This is a genomic window from Thalassospira sp., from assembly GCF_030690045.1.
Classification (GTDB): Bacteria; Pseudomonadota; Alphaproteobacteria; order Rhodospirillales; family Thalassospiraceae; genus Thalassospira.
The window spans coordinates 80,558-104,169 of sequence record NZ_JAUYHK010000022.1 but is presented as its reverse complement, the minus strand read 5'-3'; the positions used below and the strand labels follow the sequence as shown (position 1 = coordinate 104,169).

25 protein-coding genes are annotated in these 23,612 nt (G+C 56.9%); 11 read left to right on the top strand and 14 right to left on the bottom strand.

The window, feature by feature from the left end; translation table 11 throughout:
• Nucleotides 1–120 precede the first annotated feature (120 nt).
• From Q8O73_RS19500 to Q8O73_RS19490, 3 genes are read right to left on the bottom strand one after another with little or no spacing between them, the layout of a single operon-like run.
• On the bottom strand, nucleotides 121–741 hold the full coding sequence (locus Q8O73_RS19500; protein ID WP_305559877.1) for a LysE family translocator: 621 nt from the start codon (nucleotides 739–741) through the stop codon (nucleotides 121–123).
• Entirely contained in the window at nucleotides 738–1,373 is a 636-nt protein-coding gene (locus Q8O73_RS19495; protein WP_305559876.1) for a LysE family translocator, read from the bottom strand. Before Q8O73_RS19495 ends, Q8O73_RS19500 begins: the two co-directional genes overlap by 4 nt.
• The gene (locus tag Q8O73_RS19490; RefSeq protein ID WP_305559875.1) at nucleotides 1,370–1,951 is read right to left on the bottom strand and encodes a peroxiredoxin; all 582 of its coding nucleotides are present in this window, start codon (nucleotides 1,949–1,951) and stop codon (nucleotides 1,370–1,372) included. The genes Q8O73_RS19495 and Q8O73_RS19490 overlap by 4 nt, the downstream gene beginning before the upstream one ends.
• A 102-nt stretch (nucleotides 1,952–2,053) precedes the next feature.
• On the opposite strand from Q8O73_RS19490, the gene Q8O73_RS19485 reads away from it, so the two are divergent.
• The 3 genes from Q8O73_RS19485 to Q8O73_RS19475 all read left to right on the top strand — a co-directional run bounded on the left by Q8O73_RS19485 (nucleotide 2,054) and on the right by Q8O73_RS19475 (nucleotide 5,386).
• On the top strand, nucleotides 2,054–3,436 hold the full coding sequence (locus tag Q8O73_RS19485; protein ID WP_305559874.1) for a PLP-dependent aminotransferase family protein: 1,383 nt from the start codon (nucleotides 2,054–2,056) through the stop codon (nucleotides 3,434–3,436).
• A gap of 177 nt (nucleotides 3,437–3,613) precedes the next feature.
• The gene (gene ahcY, locus Q8O73_RS19480) at nucleotides 3,614–4,909 is read left to right on the top strand and encodes an adenosylhomocysteinase (protein WP_305559873.1); all 1,296 of its coding nucleotides are present in this window, start codon (nucleotides 3,614–3,616) and stop codon (nucleotides 4,907–4,909) included.
• A 93-nt stretch (nucleotides 4,910–5,002) separates the two neighbouring features.
• Nucleotides 5,003–5,386: a 5-carboxymethyl-2-hydroxymuconate Delta-isomerase gene (locus Q8O73_RS19475; protein WP_305559872.1), complete on the top strand. Its 384-nt coding sequence runs from the start codon at nucleotides 5,003–5,005 to the stop codon at nucleotides 5,384–5,386.
• Here the strand turns inward: Q8O73_RS19475 and Q8O73_RS19470 are convergent, their stop codons facing one another.
• From Q8O73_RS19470 to gstA, 3 genes are read right to left on the bottom strand one after another with little or no spacing between them, the layout of a single operon-like run.
• The gene (locus Q8O73_RS19470; RefSeq protein ID WP_305559871.1) at nucleotides 5,387–5,605 is read right to left on the bottom strand and encodes a 4-oxalocrotonate tautomerase family protein; all 219 of its coding nucleotides are present in this window, start codon (nucleotides 5,603–5,605) and stop codon (nucleotides 5,387–5,389) included. It abuts the gene before it with no gap.
• On the bottom strand, nucleotides 5,593–5,988 hold the full coding sequence (locus Q8O73_RS19465) for a nuclear transport factor 2 family protein (RefSeq protein WP_305559870.1): 396 nt from the start codon (nucleotides 5,986–5,988) through the stop codon (nucleotides 5,593–5,595). The genes Q8O73_RS19470 and Q8O73_RS19465 overlap by 13 nt, the downstream gene beginning before the upstream one ends.
• Entirely contained in the window at nucleotides 5,985–6,596 is a 612-nt protein-coding gene (gene gstA, locus Q8O73_RS19460; RefSeq protein WP_305559869.1) for a glutathione transferase GstA, read from the bottom strand. The genes Q8O73_RS19465 and gstA overlap by 4 nt, the downstream gene beginning before the upstream one ends.
• 175 nt (nucleotides 6,597–6,771) lie before the next feature.
• Between gstA and Q8O73_RS19455 the strand changes: the two genes are divergently transcribed.
• Entirely contained in the window at nucleotides 6,772–7,074 is a 303-nt protein-coding gene (locus tag Q8O73_RS19455; protein ID WP_305559868.1) for a helix-turn-helix domain-containing protein, read from the top strand.
• 42 nt (nucleotides 7,075–7,116) lie between these two features.
• Here Q8O73_RS19455 and Q8O73_RS19450 read toward each other — a convergent pair whose 3' ends face one another.
• On the bottom strand, nucleotides 7,117–8,049 hold the full coding sequence (locus tag Q8O73_RS19450; RefSeq protein ID WP_305559867.1) for a DUF294 nucleotidyltransferase-like domain-containing protein: 933 nt from the start codon (nucleotides 8,047–8,049) through the stop codon (nucleotides 7,117–7,119).
• Between the two features lie 13 nt (nucleotides 8,050–8,062).
• Nucleotides 8,063–9,313: an HD domain-containing protein gene (locus tag Q8O73_RS19445; protein WP_305559866.1), complete on the bottom strand. Its 1,251-nt coding sequence runs from the start codon at nucleotides 9,311–9,313 to the stop codon at nucleotides 8,063–8,065.
• A gap of 244 nt (nucleotides 9,314–9,557) precedes the next feature.
• Between Q8O73_RS19445 and Q8O73_RS19440 the strand changes: the two genes are divergently transcribed.
• Nucleotides 9,558–12,026, top strand: a complete 2,469-nt coding sequence (locus tag Q8O73_RS19440; protein WP_305559865.1) for a PAS domain-containing sensor histidine kinase — start codon at nucleotides 9,558–9,560, stop codon at nucleotides 12,024–12,026.
• A gap of 23 nt (nucleotides 12,027–12,049) precedes the next feature.
• On the opposite strand, the gene Q8O73_RS19435 is transcribed toward Q8O73_RS19440, so the two are convergent.
• Both Q8O73_RS19435 and Q8O73_RS19430 read right to left on the bottom strand, forming a co-directional pair.
• The gene (locus Q8O73_RS19435; RefSeq protein WP_305559864.1) at nucleotides 12,050–13,012 is read right to left on the bottom strand and encodes a D-glycerate dehydrogenase; all 963 of its coding nucleotides are present in this window, start codon (nucleotides 13,010–13,012) and stop codon (nucleotides 12,050–12,052) included.
• A gap of 30 nt (nucleotides 13,013–13,042) precedes the next feature.
• Nucleotides 13,043–13,618 carry a hypothetical protein gene (locus tag Q8O73_RS19430; protein ID WP_305559863.1) on the bottom strand — a complete coding sequence of 192 codons (576 nt, stop codon included), beginning with the start codon at nucleotides 13,616–13,618 and terminating at the stop codon, nucleotides 13,043–13,045.
• Nucleotides 13,619–13,755: 137 nt separating this feature from the next.
• Here Q8O73_RS19430 and Q8O73_RS19425 point away from each other — a divergent pair, with 137 nt between their 5' ends.
• Nucleotides 13,756–14,370: a hypothetical protein gene (locus Q8O73_RS19425; RefSeq protein WP_305559862.1), complete on the top strand. Its 615-nt coding sequence runs from the start codon at nucleotides 13,756–13,758 to the stop codon at nucleotides 14,368–14,370.
• 365 nt (nucleotides 14,371–14,735) lie between these two features.
• Nucleotides 14,736–15,080 carry a hypothetical protein gene (locus Q8O73_RS19420; protein WP_305559861.1) on the top strand — a complete coding sequence of 115 codons (345 nt, stop codon included), beginning with the start codon at nucleotides 14,736–14,738 and terminating at the stop codon, nucleotides 15,078–15,080.
• An 8-nt stretch (nucleotides 15,081–15,088) separates the two neighbouring features.
• Here Q8O73_RS19420 and Q8O73_RS19415 read toward each other — a convergent pair whose 3' ends face one another.
• The 4 genes from Q8O73_RS19415 to Q8O73_RS19400 form a co-directional block, all read right to left on the bottom strand.
• Nucleotides 15,089–16,549, bottom strand: coding sequence for a DUF4139 domain-containing protein (locus Q8O73_RS19415; RefSeq protein WP_305559860.1), 1,461 nt, complete (start codon nucleotides 16,547–16,549; stop codon nucleotides 15,089–15,091).
• Nucleotides 16,550–16,667: 118 nt separating this feature from the next.
• Entirely contained in the window at nucleotides 16,668–17,150 is a 483-nt protein-coding gene (gene fliW / locus Q8O73_RS19410; RefSeq protein ID WP_305559859.1) for a flagellar assembly protein FliW, read from the bottom strand.
• 114 nt (nucleotides 17,151–17,264) lie between these two features.
• The gene (locus tag Q8O73_RS19405) at nucleotides 17,265–18,647 is read right to left on the bottom strand and encodes an adenylate/guanylate cyclase domain-containing protein (protein WP_305559858.1); all 1,383 of its coding nucleotides are present in this window, start codon (nucleotides 18,645–18,647) and stop codon (nucleotides 17,265–17,267) included.
• Complete coding sequence (locus Q8O73_RS19400) at nucleotides 18,631–19,371, bottom strand: Crp/Fnr family transcriptional regulator (protein ID WP_305559857.1); 741 nt, start codon at nucleotides 19,369–19,371, stop codon at nucleotides 18,631–18,633. The genes Q8O73_RS19405 and Q8O73_RS19400 overlap by 17 nt, the downstream gene beginning before the upstream one ends.
• 514 nt (nucleotides 19,372–19,885) lie before the next feature.
• Here Q8O73_RS19400 and Q8O73_RS19395 point away from each other — a divergent pair.
• The 4 genes from Q8O73_RS19395 (at nucleotide 19,886) to Q8O73_RS19380 (ending at nucleotide 23,612) form a co-directional block, all read left to right on the top strand.
• Complete coding sequence (locus Q8O73_RS19395; protein ID WP_305559856.1) at nucleotides 19,886–20,911, top strand: DctP family TRAP transporter solute-binding subunit; 1,026 nt, start codon at nucleotides 19,886–19,888, stop codon at nucleotides 20,909–20,911.
• A gap of 89 nt (nucleotides 20,912–21,000) precedes the next feature.
• Nucleotides 21,001–21,486 carry a TRAP transporter small permease gene (locus Q8O73_RS19390; RefSeq protein ID WP_305559855.1) on the top strand — a complete coding sequence of 162 codons (486 nt, stop codon included), beginning with the start codon at nucleotides 21,001–21,003 and terminating at the stop codon, nucleotides 21,484–21,486.
• Nucleotides 21,483–22,751 (top strand): TRAP transporter large permease, encoded by a 1,269-nt coding sequence (locus tag Q8O73_RS19385; RefSeq protein WP_305559854.1) that lies wholly within the window; start codon nucleotides 21,483–21,485, stop codon nucleotides 22,749–22,751. The genes Q8O73_RS19390 and Q8O73_RS19385 overlap by 4 nt, the downstream gene beginning before the upstream one ends.
• A 9-nt stretch (nucleotides 22,752–22,760) precedes the next feature.
• Nucleotides 22,761–23,612, top strand: a complete 852-nt coding sequence (locus Q8O73_RS19380; protein ID WP_305559853.1) for a shikimate dehydrogenase — start codon at nucleotides 22,761–22,763, stop codon at nucleotides 23,610–23,612.

Here is a 23,612-nt window from a genome sequence, read left to right as displayed (position 1 = left end):
GCAGTCATGAAAATGGTTGTATCCGATGATATGGCAGATCAGGGCAGATGACAATTGCCAGACAGATGCCAGAGGCGGCCATGATGCCCGATGATTTTACGATCCGGCGTGAGGGAACCCCTATTTGTCCAGTAACAGCCGAACCCCAAAGGCCGCCAGCATCAGACCCATCGCCCGTTCAAAATACAGACGGACCTTCTGATATTGCCCCCGGATAGGGCGGGATGACAGCAAGATGGCCACCGACCCGTACCAGACGATTTCGATGACAAAGGCCCCGGCCAGAATGACGCCTTTTGCCCAAAGGGCGGTTTGCGGGGGAATGGCGGCGGCGTAAATGCCGATAAAAAAGGCGATGGCCTTGGGATTGGACAGGCACATGATAAAGCCGTGCCGCCATCCCTGGGCAAAGCTGGAGACATCCGTTGCATCTGTGGTCGGCAGGGGCCGGTTTGCACCGCGCCATGCCAAAATGCCCAACCAGATCAGATAAAGACCGCCCGCCAACTGGATGGTGCGGGCCAGCCAGCCGATTTGGGCGAGGACGACGGCAAGTCCCACCATTGTCAGAATGGCGTAAATTGTTGCCCCGGATGCCAGCCCGAAAGCAGCCCCGAAGGCGGCCCGTTTTTCACCGGCCATTGCCATGCGCGATATCAGGGCAAAACTGGGGCCGGGGCTGATGACAATGGCCAGATAAATGCCAAGGGCGGCGATGATGACGGCGATATTTCCATTCATCCGATCACCAGCCGGATGGCGGCGAAAACAAAAAACAGACCCAGAACGGCATTGATCCCGCGTTGGGCCCGGCTGTAAAGACGGACCATGACCGGGGTGGAAAAGGCGATGGCCGCCGATGTGTAAAACAGGATGGCAAAGGCCATCGTCCCGCCCAGAAGAATGGCGACGACCCAGACGGGTGCGCCGGGTTTCAATCCCAGCGAGATGATGGCAATCCATGCCAGAATGGCCTTGGGATTGGTCAGGTGAATGCCCCAGCCACGCAAGAAATGCCCGCCCGGACCAGAAATGCCCTTGGCCGGGGCCGGTGCAAGCGGATCGTGCCGGGATGTGGCCGACCGAAAGGCCTTGAAGGCCAGAAACAGCAAATAAAGGCATCCGGCAATGCGGATGATATCAAGCGCGCCTGGCCATGACGCCAGCACGGAAGACAGGCCAAGGGCGGCCAGCATCCCCCATGTAAAGGAACCGCAGACAACGCCCAGTCCAAGGGCGACACCGGCCTTGCGGCCCGATCCCATTGCTGTGCCCATGGTCGATAGCAAGGCGGGGCCGGGGCTGATGGTGGCAAGGATGAAGGTGGCATAGGCGATCAAAATGCCCGGCCCGTAATATGCAAGGGGGGTCATGGCTGGTGGCTCCGGTCTGTCGCCAGCCAGTCGAGAACCTGTGCGGCGCTGTGATGGGGGGGAAATACCGGATAGAAAACCTTGATGATCCGGGCATCGCGGCAAATCAGTGTCACCCGCCGCAAAACCGGACGACCGGCGGCTTTCACCTCAAACAGCGGCAGGGAAAGGGCGCTTTGAAAAGCAAGGTTTTCATCGCTAAGCAGATCATAGGGCAAATGAAGGCGGGCGATTTCACCGGCAAGATACGCCGGGGACTGGGTGGCAAGGCCAAAAACAGTGGCCCCGAATGCGGCAAGGTCGCAGTGATGGTCGCGAAATGCGCAGGATTGTGGCGTGCATCCACGGGCACCGGGAATGGCATCCCAATTGTCTGGCAAGCCCGCATCATCCTTGCCAGACATCGGGTAAAGATACATCACCACCAGACCACCAAGCCCCGCCATGTCAACAGAACGGCCCGATGCGCCGGTCAGTGTGACCGGCGGCAGGGACAGGCCGACAAGATGGTCGCAGGCCCCGTCATCAACAGGGGCAGGCAGATAGGGCGGCAATTCGGGATGCGGGATCGATGTCATGGAATGTGCCCTTGCAGGATATGAATATCCGGCAGCATAAAAAATGTGACACTTTTTGAAAATTGAAATAGTGTCACATGACACTTATTAAAGGAACCCGTTGTGCGATTGCAATCCCCGTGGCGGCCCCGCCTTGCCGATAATGCCGCATCCCCCTCCGACCGGCTGGTGATGGCGCTGGCCGATGATATTCTGGAAGGCAGGCTGCCATCGGGGGCACGGGTGCCGGCCCATCGCGATCTGGCCTATCAGTTGGGAATCGGGGTGGGAACGGTTACCAAGGCCTATGCTGTTCTGGAACGGCGCGGCCTTGTGCGCAGCGTCAAGGGTCGGGGGACTTTTGTGGCGGTGGCGGTGGCCCGGCGGGGCGATAGTGTCGATCTGAGTGTCAATACCCCGCCGCCGATGCTGGGCGAACATTTGCTGGCGCAGACACTGGAGACGATATCGCGGCAGGTTGATCCGGTGCTTTTCACCACGTATCCGCCTGCGGTGGGACATGATGAACATCGCCGCCTGCTGGCATACTGGTTTGAGGGGCTGGGCATGGTTGTCCGGCCGGAAAATCTGATCCTGTGCAGCGGGGCGCAACAGGCCCTTAATATCGCCTTTTCGGTTGCGATCCCGCCGCGCGGGACGATTTTGACCGAGGCCCTGACCTATCCCGGTGCGATTGCGCTAGCCCGCCATGCGCGATACCGGCTGACGGGGATTGCGATGGATGACGAGGGCATGATGCCCGATGCGCTGGAACAGGCGCTGGCGGCGCGGACAGACCGGTCGCAACCGGTGGCGGTGTATGTCACGCCGACCATGCATAATCCGACGACCGCGACGATGGGATATGCCCGGCGGGTGGAAATTGCCCGGATATGCCGACATCACGATGTTCTGGTGATCGAAGATGATGTTTATGCCCTGACGGCGGCGGCGGAATTTCCGCCAATTGCCATGCTGGCCCCGGAACGGACATTTTACGTCAACAGCCTGTCAAAAACCCTCAGCCCCGGCCTGCGGATTGGCGGGCTGGCGGTGCCGCCGGGCTGGATGGATCAGGCCGAAACGGCCTTGCGGGCCACCGGTCAGATGGTATCGCCATTGTCCTGTGCGGTGATGGGGCAATGGTTGTCGGATGGCACGGCGTCTTCGATTCGCGGTGCAATCCGGCGCGAGGCCGGGCGGCGGCGGTCTGTGGCCCGGCATATTCTGGGGGCGGCAATGCATTTGCCGAACCATGACGGGTTTCATGTCTGGTTGCCGATGGATCGGCAGGCCGCGCACCATGTGGCACATGCGGCCGCATCCCTTGGCATTATCGTCACCCCGCCTGCGGCGATTGCGGTTGACCCCGATGGCCCGGCAAGCGGGATACGGTTATGTCTGGGGGCGGTAATGCCGGGGATTTTGCCCGATACGCTGGCCCAGATCGCCCGCATCATCACCCATCGCCAGAATACGCCGTTACCGGCGCATCCGTCGGTCTGAGGCAGGGCCGTCATCGTCTTAAAATGCGCCGCAACGCAGAAAAGACTTGATGTCGATATAAAGATATCTTTATATAGATGGAATGCGGAGGCGATTATCGCCCGCGACAGGATTTCAAATACGCTTTTGCTGCCCGGACGGGGCGGGAAGGGCGTTGTTTTGTATGATGGAGACGACATGTCCAGTTTTACCGATTACAAGGTCGCAGACCTTTCGCTGGCCGATTGGGGCCGCAAGGAAATTGCGATTGCTGAAACCGAAATGCCGGGCCTGATGGCGCTGCGCAGCGAATTTGGCGCCAAGCAGCCTTTGAAGGGTGCCCGCATTGTCGGTTGCCTGCATATGACGATCCAGACGGCGGTTCTGATTGAAACCCTGACCGCGCTGGGCGCGACGGTCCGCTGGTCGTCCTGCAACATTTTCTCGACCCAGGATCAGGCCGCCGCCGCGATGGCCGCCGCCAATATCCCGGTTTTCGCCTGGAAGGGTGAAACCGAAGAAGAATTCTGGTGGTGCATCGAACAGACCATCAAGGGGCCGGATGGCTGGACCCCGAACCTGATTCTTGATGATGGCGGCGATGTGACGCAGCTGATCCATGAAAAATATCCGGAAATGCTGGCCGATATCAAAGGCCTGTCGGAAGAAACCACGACAGGCGTGCATCGCCTGTATGAAATGGCGAAAAAAGGCCAGCTCAAGGTTCCGGCGATCAATGTCAATGATTCGGTCACCAAATCGAAATTCGACAATCTGTATGGCTGCCGTGAATCGCTGGTTGATGGCATCAAACGGGCGACCGATGTGATGGTTGCCGGCAAGATCGCCGTGGTCGCCGGTTATGGCGATGTTGGCAAGGGTTCGGCCGCATCACTGCGCAGCCAGGGTGCCCGCGTTCTGGTGACTGAAATTGATCCGATCTGTGCGCTTCAGGCCGCGATGGAAGGCTATGAAGTCACGACGATGGAAGATGCCGCCCCGTATGGCGACATTTTCGTCACCACGACGGGCAATATCGACATCATCACGCTGGACCATATGCGCCTGATGAAAGACCGGGCGATTGTCTGCAATATCGGCCATTTTGATTCTGAAATTCAGATCGGGTCGTTGCGCAATTACAAATGGCACAATGTCAAACCGCAGGTGGACGAAGTCGAATTTCCCGATGGCAAACGCCTGATCGTTCTGGCCGAAGGCCGTCTGGTCAATCTGGGCTGTGCGACCGGCCATCCGAGCTTTGTGATGTCGGCATCCTTCACCAATCAGGTGTTGGCGCAGCTTGAATTGTGGAACAATTCCGGCAATTACGAAAACAAGGTCTATGTCCTGCCGAAACATCTTGATGAGAAAGTTGCCGCCCTGCATCTTGACCGTCTGGGCGTCAAGCTGACGAAGCTGAGCCCGGCACAGGCCGATTATATCGCCGTGCCGCAGACCGGCCCGTTCAAGCCGGATCATTATCGCTACTAGGCGATTCTGATACGCGATTTTTGAGAAAAGCCGGTTTCGCAAGAGACCGGCTTTTTCTATGATCACGGCATTGTTTTCAGCAAGGGTGCCGACATGCCGCAACTCAGGATCGAATATTCCGCCAATCTCCCGGTCGGGGATCATCTGCGCCCCTTTGCATTGACCCTGCACCACGCCTTGGCGGAAATTGCCGCGACGGATGTCGGGGCGTTTAAAACCCGGTTGTCGCGGCTGGAAGATTGGGTGATTGGCGATGGCGATGCCCGGCATGCGATGTTTCATGTCGATGTCCGGCTTTTGACCGGGCGGTCCGATGCGGTCAAGCAGGCAGTGGGGCAGTGTGTTCTGGATCAGGCCGTGAAAATGCTGTCAGACCTTGCCGACGGGCGGGAAGTTCAGGTCACGGTCGATATCAGTGATATGGACCGTGACCATTACCAGAAACAGGTGATTGCCGGTCGGGGCAATATTGTTTGATTATTTCGTCTGGCGCAAAGTCTTGACCGGAAGTCCTGAAATGCCCCAGTTTTCCAGTGGCACTTCATCAATAACCACAAAAGTCGTTTTGGGGTCTTTGCCAAGTACGGTTTGAAGCAGGTCGGTGACACCGGCGATCAGCTGGTGCTTCTCTGCATTGCTTGGGCCAAGGCCATCGGGGCCGCCTTCACGGGTGATTTTGATATTTACATAGGGCATGCCTGTTCCTCCCCGGATACATAGACGAAAACCTTGGTTACGATGCGCCATTCGACGCCATGACGCACCAGAGTCAGGAAATCGAGGTAATTTCGCCCCATCATCGACATGCGGGCCATTACGCGGGCAAGCCGGGCGCTGCCAAAAGAAATTTCAAGAACAGCTTCATCGCGGAAATCACCACGCTTTGCAGGGGCTTCTCGTTTGTCGATTCGCGCCATATAGGATTCAAGGTCGAGATAAAGCTCATCGCCTTCTGTGGTGCAGACATAGGAAAGTTCAGGGTGAAAGATTCCTCGCAGCATCGTGCTGTCGGCATGATAAAGACCTTCAAAATAGGTCTCCATCAGCCGGGAAATCGCGCTGTAATCTGTCGGTGTCATTGGATCAACCCTTCAGCCCGCATCGCGGCCTGTGTTGCGGGCCGCATCGCAATGCGGGACATGAAAGCCGCAAGATTTGGCCAGGTTGCCAGATCAATGCCTGTGAAATTCGCCCAGTTGGCGACCACAAACAGATACGCATCGGCAATGGAAAAACAGTCATTCACCAGATATTCACGACCGTCAGAAAAATTCGTTTCGATGTGATCGAATTTCACCCCGACATTTTTTAGGGCCGCGGTTTTTTCGGCCGCTGTGGTTCCGTCGCGAAAAAGTGGCCCGAACGCCTTGTGCAATTCGGATGATATGAAAGTAAGTTGTTCAAACATCCGGGCACGCGGCAGAGCGGCAATCGTCGGCGCAAATGTTCCGTCAGGTGCGCTGTCGGCAAGAAACTGAAGGATTGCCGCGCCCTCGGTCAGGATTTGTCCGTCATCAAGCTGAAGGGCAGGGACATAGCCCTTGGGGTTGATCTTCCGGTAATTTGCGCCCTGTGCTGTTTGTCCGGTGGCGGTGTCAACGGCTTCGATGTCGAAGGGTTGGCCGGTTTCCTGCAAGATAATATGGCTTGCCAGGGAACAGGCACCCGGCTTGTAGAAGAGTTTCATTGGATTTCTCATTTTGTCTGGATTGGTAAAGTGTCAAAATGGCAGGGACAGTTTACATTGACAACAAAGTAACCAATGGTTACCAATGAAAATGGATTACCTGACAGTAACCTGGTAACGCGCCATGCCCCTCAAAATGACCCACAATAAAAGCCCACAACCCCCGCAACCCTGCATGTTGACCGAATGCATGTCGGTCATTACCGGTGCCTGGGCTCCGAACGTCATCTGGTCGCTTCGCGCCGGTCCCCGGCGTTTCAGTGAATTGCGTGCCGACATACCGCCGATCTCGGCCAAGGTGCTTTCAGCCCGTCTGTCGGAACTTCAAAAAAGGGGGATTCTGGTTCGTCATGTCCGGCGCACATCACCGCCTTCGACCGAATATGAATTGACCCCGCTGGGGGCCGAACTGATACCCGCACTTGATGCTATTGTTGCGGTCGGGCATCGCCTGAAAGCTATTCGTGCAAATATCTGAAGAAAGATTCGCTTTCTCTCTGACCGGAAAGGGGCCGTATCTTCACATCAACAATGCTTCATGGATCGGATGATCCGGGGCGTAGCGATGATTGAGCAGTGCGATCAGTTCGCGGGAAAACTGTTTGCCGTTATCCAGAAGCGACCGCATTTCCGGGTGATGCCGGTCATTGGGGTCGATTTTTTCCAGTCGGGTGCGGGTCTCGGGGTCATTAAGCTGGGCCAGAAAATGATCGTAAAGATCAAGGGCCGCAAGGCAGCGGGGGCCAAAGACGGCCTGCAAACGGTCAATCGGTGGCAATTGCAGTAATTGCGACAATTTTGCACGTTTGCCAACATAATCAAGGCCAGCAGTTTCTGCCGCCGCAATAATGCCGCCGAAATACAGCATCTTCCGTGAAAAAACCAGTTTCAGGCGCCGTGGTGCCCAGGCCTTGGCATGGCCTTCGCGGGTTTTGATTTCAAAATCGACGCTGATGGTGCGGTAATAGCGGATCACGTCATTGACCAGAAACCGGGCAATGGAATCGCTGGTGACGGTATCGGTGACATAATTGGCGATCAGCTGATCAAAAAAGGCCCGTTTGCCGTTTTCATTATACAGCCATTCACATTCCAGCAAAAACAGCAGGCGGCGCGTCGTGATCGAATTGGTATCGCCATCAAGTCCGATGCGATTGACCAGTTCCTCGGCCGGGACATAGGATGAAAACGGCCCGTTGGCGGCCGGTTTTTTGGCAACCGCCGCGCCCAGAATATCGGCAACATCCCGGTAAGGGGCAAGGTTGCGGTCGGCCTCGCGCCCGATCAGGAAATAATCCAGATCGGACTGGTCCGATGCCTCGTGCCGGCCGAATGATCCGGTCACCACCACGCAAAACGCCCCGCCATGCAAATGCCGTGCAAGGGCATCGCGCATTTCGGCAAGGCGGGCGGCGGAATAGGCCTGATTTTCGGTGATGGTTGCTGGCAGCACGGGCACCCTGATCCTAGTCAAACAAACTGGCGGCGGCGGCCTGCTGGGCAGGATCGGCAAGGTTGCCCACCCGGCGCAGAAAGCTGTTTTTTTCTTCGTAATAGCGTCTGGACAAATCGGCAAAGCAGGTGACGGGGGCGGTGGCGTCGATATTGAATTCGCGTTTGGGGACTTTGGTGGTGTGGGCATCCGGGGCGGCATCGGTGATGCGGATCCCTTCGGCATCGACGACATCGGCGACACCTTCAAGTTCGATGCGGTTTTTCAGGCTGAACAGGAATTTGCGAAAGGCCGGATGGGTGCGCAAAAAGGCCGGTTCGCCCAGCAAAAAATCCCGTGCGGCAAAATCCGGCGCATTTTTGACGACAAATTCGCGGCACAGATGATCGGTGGCAAAGCACATCGGACCAAAAATGAAATTGCGATAGATGTCTTCTTTCAGCTGCCAGAATTTATCCAGCCGTTTGAGCGATTCTGCATCCAGTTTGACCGCCGCTTCGAGCAACAAACGCGGATGACAATGGACATGATGGGGATGGATATAGGTTTTGGTGCGGCTGATGCCTTCAAGCGTATCGATATTGACCGGGCCGGAAAACAGGGCCGCATGCGGATGGTCCGATTTTTTCGCCAGCAGGGCAATCACCGCCATCGGATCGACATCATGTTTTTCCAGTAAATGCCGGACAGACAAATCCAGATCAACCGCACCGGTGATGATTTTTTCGGTCAGTTGATGATGATTGAGGTTAAAACGCCGGGCAAATTCCGGTTCCAGGGTATGGGAAAACGGGCCATGACCGATATCATGCAACAGGGCCGCCGCCCCCAAAAGATCGCGGTCGGCTTCATCGAGCCCGTTCAGGCGACAATAATGTTGCGACAGCAGGGCGACCCCGATGCTGTGATCATAGCGCGAATGGCGGATATTGGCCGGTTTGCCGTTGGGATGAAACAGATAATCGATGGCCCCCAGAAACGAGATGTCGCGCAGCCGTTCAAAGGCGCGCGAAGCCACCAGTTTTTTGTGCAAAGGCCGGTCAAAGGCCGATCCGATTTGCGCCCGCTTGAAATGATAGCTGTATTGCGGCGCCGTGGGGAAAAGCTGATTCCATTCGCGAATGTCGTCGGCGTTAAAATCACTGTCGAACAAATCGCTTCGGGCCGGTTGCGGCAGGGGTGCAGGCGCAGAGATGCGGACGGACGGGGCCGGTTTTTTTTCCGGCGGCGCGCTAAAAAGGTCCATCTGCGGTTTTGCACTCATTTTCGTAAAACCGGGTTGCTTCTTAAAAGGGTCATATATCGGCAGACATAGCCCGATTCAGGCCTTATGTCATTGCGGATTTTCTTGAAATCATCGAAACTGACGGGGCGTAGCGCCCTGAAAAATCGCGCGGGTGGCGCGGAAAAAACATAATTTTGCAAATGGTTGCTAGCTGGTGACAGGGGTTTTGTCCATATTCCGGAACTGTATTCTGCCCGCCCGATCCTTCTGGCGGCGCGCCGCCATGTTTGTCGTGATGCCAATTGTGATGTTGGCGGCATTCCCGGCAGCGGCACAAGGCATGACGGGCGAAAGTGGCGGGTTGATGTCGGTTCTGGCCGGGCTGGGCAACCGGGAATGGCTGGTGATCGGGATTGCGGCCTTTGGCGGGGCGGTGATTGCAGGGGCAATTGGCTGGCGGTTATCAATCCGGATGCGCCGTCATCTGGACGAAGCCGAACAGCATGAATCGCGTCTGGGCGATCTGGCCGCGCAATTTACCCAGTTATTCCATGCCGGGCCGGACCCGGTGTATTATTGGAGCCACAAGGGCTTTGCCGAGGGGGCCAGCCCGTCTTTGCTGCGGGCCTTTAACCTGACGGCGGAGTCGCGCTTTCCCGATCTTCTGGAACAATTGCGCGACGAAGATGCCAAAGCCCTGAAAGACCGGGTGCGAGGCCTGAAATCCGGGCATGAACGGTTTGAAATCTGGATTGCGACGCTGGATGGCCGCAAATTTCATGTGATGGGCGGGGCGGCGCGCAAGGATCGCAAAAGTACGGTTCTGGCCCATGCCTTGTGGTTTCGCGATGAAACCCGTCATACGCGCGAACGCGAACATCATGCGGGCGATACCGCCGTCCTGCGGCGCGAGGCGCAGGGGTTGCGGCTGTTAATCGACAGTCTGCCGTTTCCGGTGTGGCGGCGCGATGGCGATTTGCGGCTGATTGATTGCAATGATGCCTATGTCGAATCGGTGGAGGCCACAACGATTGCCGAGGTGATCAGTGGGGCGGTCGAACTGGGCATCGGGGTTATTCCCGATCAGGGCCGGGCCCTGGCCGCCGCCGCCCTGCGCAGTGGCGAGGCGATGACCCGCGATTATCATATTGTGGTGGCGGGCGACCGCAAATTATTGCGGATTACCGAACGCCCGCTGGGCCCCGATGGCGACACCGGCAGCATGATCGGCTTTGCCATTGATTGCACCGCGATCGAGGATTTGCAGGCCGATTTGTCGCGCCATATCCGCGCCCATGCCGGGGTTCTGGAAAATCTGGGCACGGCGATTGCAATTTTTGGCGGGGACAAGCGGCTGATTTTCTTTAACGCCGCCTATGCGTCGCTATGGGGGCTGGACGAGGACTGGTTATGGGCGGAACCCGCCCTTGATGATGTGTTGCGGCGGTTGCGCGATGAACGCAAATTGCCCGAAGTCACCGATTTTGGCCAGTTCCGCGATCAGGAAAACCAGCGGTTCATTGATCTGATCAAGCCCGAGGAAGATTTGCTGCATCTGCCCAATGGCATGACCTTGCGGCGCTTTATCTCGCCCCATCCGTTTGGCGGGCTGATGTATGCCTATGAAGATGTCACCGACAAGCTGGTTCTGGAAAGCAGTTACAACACCCTGATTGCGGTGCAGCGTGAAACACTGGAAAACCTGCATGAAGCGGTGGGCGTGATCAGCGGCGATGGCCGGTTGCGGCTGTATAATCATGGCTTTGCCGATTTGTGGGAACTGGATGATGTTTTCCTGTCATCGGCACCGCATCTGTCCGATGTGATTGAAAACGCCAAAAAATTCTGGATGGCGCGGGATGACTGGGACCGTTTCAAAAGCCGGATGGTGGCGCGCATCACCAATCATGAACCGATGTCGGGCCGGATTGAACGCGCCGATAACAGCATTGTGGATTTTGCCATTGTGCCATTGCCCGACGGGGCGGTGATGATGTCATACAGCGATGTCACCGATACCATCCGGGTCGAACGGGCCCTGCGCGAACGTAACGAGGCGCTGCGCACCGCCGATCAGATGAAATCGGATTTTATTTCCACCGTGTCGCGGGAACTGACCCGGCCGCTGGATCATATCAATGGCGAGGCAGACCGCCTGATCCCGCATCTGCATGGCAATGTCGCGCAATCGGTCGAAACCATCCGGGCCGAGGCGCAAAGCATGCTGGCGCTGGTTGATGACATGCGCGATCTGGCGACACTGGGATCGGGGCAGGTGGCACTGGAACTCGATACCGTTGATCCCAGACGGTTGCTGCGCAGTCTTGAAGCCCTGACACGGGCACGTCTGGCGGAACTCAATGTGTCGCTCAGGCTGTATTGTTCGCGCAATATCGGCTGGATGGTGGCGGACGAGCGGCGTTTGAAACAGGCGCTGTTTATTCTGGTGACCAATGTGTTGCGCACCGCCCCCGAAGGCAGCGAGGTGTCGGTGGTGGCACGTCGGCGCGGCGAGGATATCGACATTACCATCGGCCTGACCGATGAAACCCCGCAACCGATGCTGTTTGAAGGATTGCGCGACGGCGAACCGGCATCGGCCCGGCGGGCGCTGGGCATGGCGATGGTGCGTGCTGTGGTGGAAATTCATGGCGGCCGGGTGAAAATCAGCCGCGACGGCCATGAAATTTCCTGCATCCTGCCTGCCGGGGATGACGAGAATGACGCCGATCCGGCAGGCGATGCACCGTAAGGAAATTCAGGTGTGTTTCTTTCCTATGCCGACACCGTAAACGGCACCTTTTTCCCGGCGAAAAAGGCATCGAGGTTATCAAGGGCGCGAAAGCCCATGGCGTTGCGGGTTTCAATCGTTGCCGATCCCAGATGCGGCAACAAAAACGTATTGGGCAGGGTGCGATAGGCCGGGTTGATGTTGGGTTCACCGGCAAAGACATCCAGCCCGGCGGCCATCAGCTTGCCCGATTTCAGGGCCGCAATCAGATCGTCGTCGCGGACGATATCGCCGCGTGCCGTGTTCACAAGGATGGCTCCATCGGGCAATTTGGCAATGAAACCGGCATCGACCATGCCTTTGGTCTGGGCCGTTGACGGGCAATGCAGCGACAGAAACTGGCAATGGGGCAAAAGGCCGTCAATGCTGTCATGGAAGGTTGCACCACATTCAAGATCGGCCGACAGGCGGGTGCGGTTGTAATAATGGATATCCATGTCAAAACCGCGCGCACGTTTGGCAACGGCCTGCCCGATCCGGCCCATGCCGATAATCCCCAGTTTTTTGCCTGAAACCTGGGTGCCCATCATGTGGGTGGGGCGCCAGCTGCTCCAGCTTGCGGTGCGGATTTCGGCTTCGCCTTCGCTGGCACGTCGCGCTGCGCCCAAAATCAGCAACAGGGCAATATCGGCGGTGGCGTCGGTCAGGACATCCGGGGTATTGCCGACAATGATCTTGCGGGCGGCACAGGCCGCAAGATCAATATGATCGGTGCCGACCGAAAAGCTGGCGATAATGCCGACTGTATCGGGCAGGGCGGCAATGAATTGGGCGTCAATCGGATCGCCGACCGACACCAGAACCGCCCCGGCCCCCTGACACAGCGCCAGAATATCATCGCGTGACAGCGGCGCATCGCCTTCGTTAAGGCGGACATCGTATGTGGCCCGTGCCCGCGCTTCGACATCGGCGGGCAGGCGGCGGGTAATGGCAAGAACCGGTTTCATTGTCTGTTTTCTCCCTGATCGTTCATTTTTTTAAAAGAAATTGCCAAGTGCCACCCGAATGCCAATCGCGGTGATGGTCAGCGACAGCAAAAAATCAAACAGCACAATGGCCGCCGCGGTCAAAACCGGCACGGACAAGGCCAGCATGGTGATATAGCCGCCATAAACCAGCATGGCGATCACGGCAATCATCACAAATCCGCCCGCACCCAGCCCCGGAAACAACAGGCCCAGCAAAAGGGCGAGCAGATACACCGCCATTTGCAGGACGCTGGACCAGTTATAGATCGTGATGAAGGCGATATAGCGCGATGTGCGGTCAATCATCGGGGCAATGTGAAACATCGCCAGCGGAAAGGCGACCCATTTGATGACAAAGGATATGGTTTCCACCACCATATAGCGCCCGGTCGGGAAGGCATCCTGTGCAGCGTCAATATCGGACCAGCGCAACAGGAAAAAAGCCGGAAAGACAATGGCGGCGGCAAAAAAAGACCGCCAGAAAGCCGGGATGGAATAGTCAAAAAAGGCCAAGCCCCCGGCATCGCCACGGGCGATGCGCCATGTTCCATAAAGCGCACGCAGGGTTTCCGAAGTCATGATCATGATTGCGACTGTCATTCCGGGCAGGTTAAGCTAGGTTCGCACCCTAACCCCGAGTGAACGGCTTTCACAAGTCTGTTTGCGGTGCGTCTGATAAGGATACCGGTCTGTCGGGGCCGGTTTTTGACAAGGTGGCATGAATGTCTGCGAAATTGTCGGCTTTTTTGCCGCGTCTTCGGGAAATCGAGGCCTCGGATGCGGGGTCGCTGGCGCATGGGCATTTGGTGCTGGAAATGGCAACCGCCCTTGATAAAGCCGATGCGGACGAGGCCCTTGCCCTGTTTGATCAGGCTGAAGGAATTTTCCGTCATCACCATGCGATACATCCCGATGCGGCGATGGCCGGGCTTTCGCATTGTCTGAATAACCGGTCGGCCCTTTTGGCCGATCAGGAAGACTGGCAGGCGGCGATTGCCGCCGCCAGCGAGGCGGTGACGATCCGAAGATTGCGCCTGGCCGGGGCAAGCCGGACGCAGCAAGATGCGATCCGGATGGATCTGGGCTATTCGCTGGGTGCACTGGCCCGCGCACAGGCCGGGGCGGGGCATTTGCAACAGGCGATTGCGTCTTGTGGCGATGCCTTGCAGGTCTTGCAGGATTTCGCCGGGCGCAAACAGGACCCGGCCTTTGTCCTGCTGGGTAAATTGATCGGGTTTTATGTCCAGTTATGCACGATGGCCGGACGCAAGCCCGATGCAGCATTGCTGATGCCATTGGCCATGGCGTTTACCGATGCCAGCCAGAAAAAATCCTGACCTCAGCAGGGGCACCCCCACCAAACCCGTCTTTCCGGTCCTGACCACGCAAACCGGGTCGGCCCCGACAGCATGGACAAACCTCGGGCTTTTGTCGGCCTGACGACCGGACCCGCCACAAGACGGCTCCCCGCTTTCGCGGCTGTGACGGCAGAGACGCAACCCCGCCCAAAACCCGCTATTGCTGCGACCCCGGAACCCGGACAAACTTCGGGCTTCTGCCAGCCTTGCCAGCAAGCCCGCTGACGGTCCCCGGCATGCCCGAAACTGTCAGGAAATATTGCCACCTTGCACGCCGTAGACAAGACGCAATTAGGGTGTCTTGACAAATGGCCGGGTCAGACCGCCCGCGCAATGCCACCGTAATGGCTTTTCCACCCGCCGGTCATAATCTTGCGAGCTGGCCCGCCGCCTTGTCTGTCTATGTATCGCTGCATCATCATTATCTTTCCTCTGGCCCAAACGCAAAAACCCGCAAGGCATCAAGCCTTGCGGGTTTCGGTCCGGGCGGAATTGTCCCGTTGACTTTGCTGTTATGTCACAGCAAAAAGAACAAATCAAGAACTATTTTGTCAAAAAAGCAAAAAAACTTTGCCTGCGCGCCGCTGCCCGACAAAAAGAGACAGAAAATCAATGGGTTGATAGAATCAGGGACGCAGATTTTTTCTGCGTCCCTGATCATTTTCGCGGAAAAAAGGTGTTTCGGATAAAGCCCGGATCAGCTGTTTTCGCTGCTGACCGACCAGCGCAGGGTGGCTTCTTCGCCTGCGGGCAATTCAATTTTCCAGCGGATCTGACCGGCTTCAAGCTGTTCATGTTTGTGGGTTTCATCGGTGATGATCCAGCCGCCCGGCAGGCTTTCGTCAATCGTGACGGTTTCGGTGCGGGGGCCGCTGTTTTTGATGGTCCAGCTCATGGTGCTTTTGATCAGGTCGGGCATATTGGGGACTGGCTTGCGGTCATATTCCACCACCTTGCGCGACCCGGTGATGTTGCTGGCCTGTCCAAGGGTCAGGGTCGCCTTCCGGCCCGCCGGGGTCAGGGTGATGTGGTCTTCGCCCAGAAAGGCAGTGGTGGTTTCGGCCGTGCCGGTGCTGTGATCGCCATAAATGCGGATCACGCCATCGGGCCACGGGCTTTGCCCGTCCGGGCTGCCGTCATTTTCGACAATCAGGCGCAATTGCGGACGGATGAAATCTTCGCTGTAATCGCGGCCACTGTAATAAATATTGCCATTGCCGTTAAAAATCACTTCGCGGGTGGCGGCAAGATCGCGGGTTTCCAGCAAGGGCAGGGTGACAACATCGCCATCTTTCATGTCCAGCCCGGCAAACGGGCCATAAAGATGGAGGTTTTCAAGGGTGCTGCGATCTGCCTGTGCGCCGCTGTCGGCCATGGCCGACATCATCATTTCACCACGGGCCGCCTTCATCATCGGGGCGGGCGATACCCGGTTGGGGTCGCCTGCGACCAGCCGCAATTCGGCGTCTTCGATGTCACCGCCGCTATTGTTGGTGATGCGGGCACGCGCGCCAAAGGACAGGGTTCCGGCGTCGCTGTTGTAATGGCCGACATAGGCGGTCTGCCATGTGATGCCGCCCATCAGATAGGCCAGCGACACATGATCGGTGGCCGCCGCCGTTTCAACGGTGGCGTGGAATGCCGGTTTTGCCAGAACATCGCCGGGTAGGGCCGGAAGAACGACATCATGGGGGGCGACATATTCGACGCCGTCCTCGCTTTGCACAAGGGCAAGATGGTTGATGGCCAAAAGGGTGGCATCAATCAGATCATTGTCGCGGCGGATTTTGACATCCTGCCCGATAAACGCACCCAGCAGGCTTTGACTGTCGATGCGGTGCGCACCCAGACGGGTCGAGACCAGCCGCAATTGCGCGTCCTTTCCTGATCCGATCAGGATGGAATCATCAATCAGGGTGGCGGGCAAATCTTCGATGCGCAGGGTTTGCAGGCCGGATGCCAGCGCCCCGTTGCGGGTTTCGGTGATCATGGCAAGGTTACCGGGATACACCGTCAGGCGCATTTTGCTGCGCTCGGTTGCGGTCAGGGTCACGGTGCTTTCGGCGGCACGGACCCCGGTTGCGACATCGGGAAAAGCCAGAAAAGACGCGCCAAGCAGGGTGGCGACGGCCAAGCGATTGCGCAATGAAGATGCCATTTATGTTTCCTTCGGGAAAATCCAATAATTTCAGACTGCAATCTTGCCGGGAAACATGGCAGCAAAAAGGACAAGGCGGAATATTTTTGTGAAATTATATCAGGATCGGATGCCCCGGTCAGCTATCGAGCATTTTGCGATAGGGATATTCTTCATAAGGCAGGGTGCGCTGCCAGGCGACCTGACGTTCGGTATCGATGATAATCGGGGCGCGCAGATTGACCGACATGCGCATGGCTTCGCCGTTATTTTCGTCCTTGTGCAGGGTGACGATGAACAGGATGGCAGCATCATCGGGTGCAATGGCAACCGATGACAACATTTGCGTCATGTGGCTTTCCTTGATAACGCCGCTGTCGGCATTATAGGGGGCGACGACAAAGGCCAGTTCCGGTTCGGTCAGGCTTTGCAGCAATTTAAAGCAACCGGTGGTATCACCGGGAAAATTCGCCAGTGCAAAAACATTGTGATTCTCAAACCCGGTCAGGCCGGTGGGCATGTAAATCGCCTTGTCCCACTGAAATTCCCGCTGGCCAAACAGGGTTTTGATGCTGACGCTGGTGGGCGTATCAGCAGGCTGGCTACCGGTTGTTTCGGTCATCACGGTTCCTTTGATCCTGATGCGGACGGCGTGTTGCACCATCATGGTGGGAACGTCTGAATATTTTGTAACTTTTGTTATCTTGGTCGTCGGGTCTGCACATTCAAGGGCGGGTTATCCCAGCGCAGAAGCCGCACTGTGCGGGCGGGCCTGATAGCGGACCGGGATCGGGGTGCTGAACCCCTTGACGCGGATGTCGTCCTGACCGGCAAAAGACGCCATCATCAGGGCGTGTGTCGCGGGAATTTCGCGGGCCAGTTGCCCGGCGAAACTGCAACTGAGCACAATTTCGGCATCAAGATCGCGGGTAGCGCGTTCAAGGCGGCTGGCCAGATTGACGGTGGCCCCGATCACGGCCGGGGTAACGGCCTCGCCCTCGCCGACATCGCCGACCACGGCGGGGCCGAAATGCAGGCCGACCCCGATGCGTAAGGGCCGGTTTTGGCCGTCCTTTTCCTGCCATTCACTGATACGGTCCAGCATAGCCTGGGCGGCGGCAAGGGCATTGGCCGTCGGGGCGGGGATATCTTCAAATGCCCCGAAACTCGCCATCATGGCATCGCCGATATATTTTTCGACAATCCCGCCATAGGCGGCAATCTGGGTGGTCATGATGCCGTGGAAACTGTTGAGAAGGCGCATGACATCCTGCGGATCGCGGTTTTCGGCATAGCCGGAAAAACCGATAATATCGGCAAACAGGATCACACAATCGCGGCGTTCGCCGATTCGTACCGGTTCGTCACGGTCGGCCAGCTGATCGGCAAGGGCGGCGGGGAAATAGCGCGCCAGATTGCCATGCGCCCGTTCGGCCGCGGCAAACTGTTTGATCAACAGGCGCAGGCGCGACACCATCACCGCACAGGCTAGGGTAAAAACCACAACAAGGATCACCTGTTCGATCAGGGACGACACATCCAGAAATTCAGGCCGCATATAGGTGGCGATCAGTTCGTCCTGATCGGGGTTCCATTCATCGCCGAAATGTTTGGGAATCAAAACGCCGGGCCGTTCGATCAGCCAGCCAATGCCAACGCCCCAGGCAATCACCAGCCACGATCCGAACCACAGGATCAGGCGGGGGGAAAATGTCATGATCACCAATGCCATCATGATCATGGAAAAGACAACACCGCGATCCTGGGCGACAAAGCCATAAACCCATGCCGGATGTTGCGTCAGCGGATTAAGCGGATCTGGCACGACCGAGACATAGACAATCAGGGCGGCATCGACAATCGCCAGAATATAGAGCATCCAGCGCCAGTTGCGGCCATACCATGCGACAAAAATCTGGATAAAAACGCCGGGAATGAACCAGCCCAGAACTTCCAGCAGGGAATACAGCTCGCCTGTCGGTAAATCGGGTTTGCTGAACAGCAACAGGATAAAGGCGAGCATGACGATGCGCAGAAAGGCCACAACAAACAGGCCGCGCCGTTCTTCACGGGCGACCAGACTGTCAAACAATATGGAATGTTCAGGTTTTGGTTGCATCTGCCAGAAGTTTTTTCAGCCCCTCGCTGTCGCGGATCACAAGGCGACCATCGCGGCGCGTCACCAGATCAAGCTTTTCAAATTCGCGCAGTTTCTTGTTTACGGCCTCTCGGGTGACGCCGAGCATATAGCCCAGTTCCTGTTGCGAAAGCGGCAGGGAAATGCGGATGCCATCGGGGTCCGGCCCGCCATGACGTTCGGCCAGCCATAACAGACGTTTGACAAGGCGCCCGGTCAGATCAAGGAAATTGGCATCTTCCAGCAGGGCACTGACCCAGCGCAGGCGACGGCATAGAAGGGCGGTGATATGGCGGCGCAATTCCGGTTCGCGGTCAAAAATATCAAAAAAGGCATCACGCGATATGAATAACAGGCGTGTCGGCCCAACGGCGCGGGCGCTTGCGGTGCGGGGTTCATTATCCAGAAGGGCGATTTCGCCAAATACCGCACCGGGGGCCAGCACATTGAGGACAATTTCCTTGCCGGACCCCGACAGGCTGGAAATCCGGACCTTGCCCGCCTCGACCGCATAAAGGCCGTTGGCCGGGTCGCCTTTTTCAAACAACAAATCGCCATCTTCAAGCCGGGTGACTGTGGCGCACTCGGATAATTGCGTCAGCAGGGCGGGTTCAAGGTCTTCAAACAGAAAACTGCCCGCGAGAATCCGCGAGGCGATTTTGGCAAGCTGTGGCGTTGCGGTCGATGTCGATGTGAAACTGTTCACTGCGTTCTCGGGTGAAGAGGCGTATCAATGGGGTCGGAGATAACCAACAACCTCCAGCGTATCACGAAACAGTGTGGATATCACAAGCCTTTATACCCGGTCGGTCTGTGCTTGTGATTGAAATATTGATGGCCTTCGCTGATATGTTTCCAGATGGTTGTCTCTGGCATGGGGAACCTTGTCTCCCCGGGGTTCCCAAAGATCCTGGCCGGTGTTGCCCGCACATTCATTGTCCCCGCGATGATACAGGCATTGCGGGTAACACCACCGGGGTCGCGCATAACCCGAACCTGTTTTCTGTTTTCGGCATTATCCTGAGGGGTGATGCCGTTTTTTTGTTTTTTGGCAAGAAGCGTTCCGAAAAATCGGGCATCGTCAGATTATAAAATAGTATATTTGACAAAATCTCCTATATTTTTTAAATTATCCTAATTCCGGAGAAGGAAACCTGCCCAAACAAGAGCTGTTGCGAACGCAGCCGGGCATTCCGGACTTTTTTAATCGGGAGGAACGAATGAAACTTTTATCCAAATCTGCCTTGCTGGGGGCAGCATCGCTGGCCGTTGCCGCGTTTGCCATGCCGGCACAGGCCGCAGACATCACCCTGAATTTTGCCCATGTCGATCCGGCAGAATGGCAAACCTCGAAAAAAGGGGCGGCGTCGCAGGTTTTCAAAAATATTGTCGAGGCCGAATCTGCCGGGCGGATTGCGGTTGAACTTTTCCCGGCAGGGTCATTGGGCGGTGAAACCGATCTTTTGCAAAATACTCAGGATGGCACGCTTGCCATGTCGATGGTGTCGGGTCCGTTCTCGCAATTGTGCCCCGAGGCGGCCGTTCTGGACGTGCCTTATATGTTTCCGTCGGCCAATGTGGCGTGGAAAGTTCTGGATGGTGAATTTGGCGACGAACTCGCCGCGCTTTGCCTTGAAAAAACCGGCTTGCGCACGCTGGCTTATGGGGAAACCGGGTTCCGCAATTTCACCAATTCCAAACGTCCCGTGGCTGAGCCCAAGGACATGCAGGGTCTTAAAATCCGTGTGATGACCGTTCCTCTGTATGTCGAGATGGTCAAGGCACTGGGTGGGGAGCCGACCCCGATTCCGTGGCCGGAAGTGCCGACTGCACTGACCACTGGCACAGTGGATGGGCAGGAAAATCCGATCAGTGTGATCTATGCCAACAAATTCTATGAAATGCAGAAATATCTGACGCTGGATCGCCATGTTTATGGCACCGATTTCATCCTGATCAATAATGATTTGTATGAAGGCATGTCTGAAGGCGATCAGGCCTTGCTGCGCCGTGCGGCAGGCATTGCCGCCACGGTGGGCCGCGCGATCCAGCAGTTCAATTCTGCCGAAGGTGTTGCCAAACTGGCCGAGGCCGGCATGGAAGTGACCACGCCGACGGCTGATCAGTTGAAGGCCTTCCGCGATACGGCACAGCCCGCCGTTGTCGAATGGTTGTCCGGGCAGATTGATGCCAGCTGGATCGACAAGCTGAAAACAGCCGTCAGCGACGCTGAATCCTCGATGTAAGCCACGGTTTTCGCCGACTGGCGGCGCGCCGGATCGGGTTCCTCCTTGGTCCGGTGCGCTGTCTTTTTTCCCGCAGGGAGGATGTCCCGATGCGCAAGGCTGAAAATGCCTTTTGTCTTTTGCTTGCCGGTCTTTCAGGCCTGAGCATTTTCATTGTCTTTGCCGTGGTCTTTGCTGGGAGTGTCAGCCGGTACGCCTTTTCGTCGCCGTTTCAGTGGAGCGAGGAAGTAGCGAAATATGCCATGATTTACGGCTGCATGTTTGGCACGGCCTATGCCTATTTGCGCGGGTCGCAGATCAGTTTCAGTCTGGTGACCGATTTGCTGTCAGAACAGGTGCGCACCCGTCTGAGCGTTATGGTCGATGCGGCGACGCTGATTCTGGGCGGGGTTTTGATCCATGCCGGGCTGATCTTTGCAGGCAAGCGCGGAGGGATTACCTCGTCCGGGCTGGGCATTCCGATGTATTGGGCACAAATCGCCCTGAGTGTGGGCGGGGTTTGTCTGTTTGTGGCAGCGGCACTTCGTCTGTTATCGGCCTTGCGTCGAAACCGGGGCGGGGAACAGCCATCATGATTGCGTCGGTTTCGCTTTTGATCCTTCTGGCGATTGGCGCGCCAGTGGCCTTTGCCATCGCGCTGGCGCTGGTTGTGTATATTTCAACTGCGACCTTTACGATTGATCTGGTGCCGCAGCGGATTTTCGCCGGGCTGGATTCCTTTACCATTCTGGCGATTCCGTTGTTTGTTCTGGCCGGGGAACTGATGAATGCCAGCGGCATTACGCGGCGCGTCATCAATCTGGCCAATGCGCTGGTCGGGCATGCCAAGGCGGGTCTGGCGCAGGTGAATATCTGGTCGTCGGTGATTTTTGCCGGTTTGTCGGGGTCGGCGGTGGCCGATACATCGGCCCTTGGCCGTATTTTCATTCCATCGATGGAAAAGGAAGGCTATCCGCGTGATTTTGCGGCGGCATTGACGGCGGCATCGTCGGTGATCGGGCCGATCATTCCGCCCAGTATTCCGGTGATTATTTATGCGCTGATCACGACGGGCGTTTCCGTTCCTGCCCTGTTTCTGGCCGGGATTATCCCCGGAATTTTACTGGCGGCTGCCCTATCGGTTTATGTGCGGATTTTTGCCGCCGGTTATACAAAATCGCGCCCACGGACCCCGTTTCGGGATCAATTACGGGCCTTGTGGCAGGGGTTGATCCCGTTATTCATGCCGGTTTTTGTGATCGGGTCGATTTTGGCCGGGGTGGTGACACCGACCGAAGCGGCGAGTTTTGCCGTGGCATATGCCCTGATTGTCGGGTTGTTTGTGTTTCGCGAACTTAAATTTGGCGATCTGCCGACGATTTTTGCAGCATCGATGCGCGATTCATCGACCATCCTGATCATTATGGGCACGGTGGGTGCGGCCAACTGGTTCATGACATTTGCGGGTATCCCGCAGGCGATCAGCGGGTTTGTCCTGAGCTATGTCGATAGTCCGGTGATGTTCCTGATTTTGATCAATCTGATGTTGCTGGTGGTTGGTTTGATGCTGGAAGGCATTGCGGCAATGCTTGTGCTGGTACCGATTCTGCATCCGATTGCCATCAGCCTAGGGATCGACCCGACCCATTTCGGAATTGTGGTGATTTTCAATTTGATGATCGGTCTGATTACACCGCCGATGGGATTGTGCCTGTTTGTTGCCGATGCGGTTGCCAATGTCGGCATGGGGCGGATGATCCGGGCGATCATGCCATTGTTTGTGGTCGAATTTCTGGTGCTGGTGATCATTACCTTTGTCCCCGGACTGGTGACATTTTTGCCGCGACTGTTTGGTTTTTAGGGCATGGACATGATGTTGAAACTGGGTTTGATCGGAAAAGGCATTTCCCGCAGCCAGTCGGCCCGGCTGCATGTGTTGCTGGGTCAGATGTGCGGACTTGAAACCCGTTATGATTATCTGGATACGCAAGGGATTGAGGGGTTTGACATTGAGGCCCGCCTGAGATCCTGCGAGGCCGAAGGGTATCGCGGGGTCAATGTCACCCATCCTTATAAAACCGCCGCCCGGCAATTGATTACCCCGGCGGCACGTTTGCCGCGTGCCTTGGGGGCGGTCAATACGGTGCTGTTTGCAGCGGATGGCTGGTTGGGGGACAATACCGACTATGTCGGTTTCATGCGCGGTTATCGCGGGCAGTTTGGTGATGTTCGGCCCGGAATGGTGGTGCAACTGGGGGCAGGCGGGGTTGGTCTGGCGACTGCATTCGGGCTGCGCGGTTTGGGGGCGGATCGGCTGTGCCTTCATGATACCGATGAGGGGCGCGGGCGGGAACTGGTCGAGACAATGCGCCGGGCGGATTTCAACGCCGAATTTGTGACGGCATCCGATCTGGCCGATGCGGTGCGGATGGCCGATGGCCTGATCAATTGTACGCCGATTGGCATGAACCAATATCCCGGGAGCCCGTTTGATATCCGCCTTCTGGGCGGGCAAAAATGGGCGTTTGATGCGGTTTATACCCCGGTTGAAACGGCATTTTTGCGGGCATCAAAACAGGCCGGGCTGAACATCCTGACCGGGTTCGAGCTGTTTTTCTTTCAGGGGGTCGAAGCCTTTGAAGTGTTTAGCGGGCACAGCATTGATGCGGATGCCGCCCGAAAAGAGTATTTCAAAACCTATCCCGAAGCCCTGATTGCATAA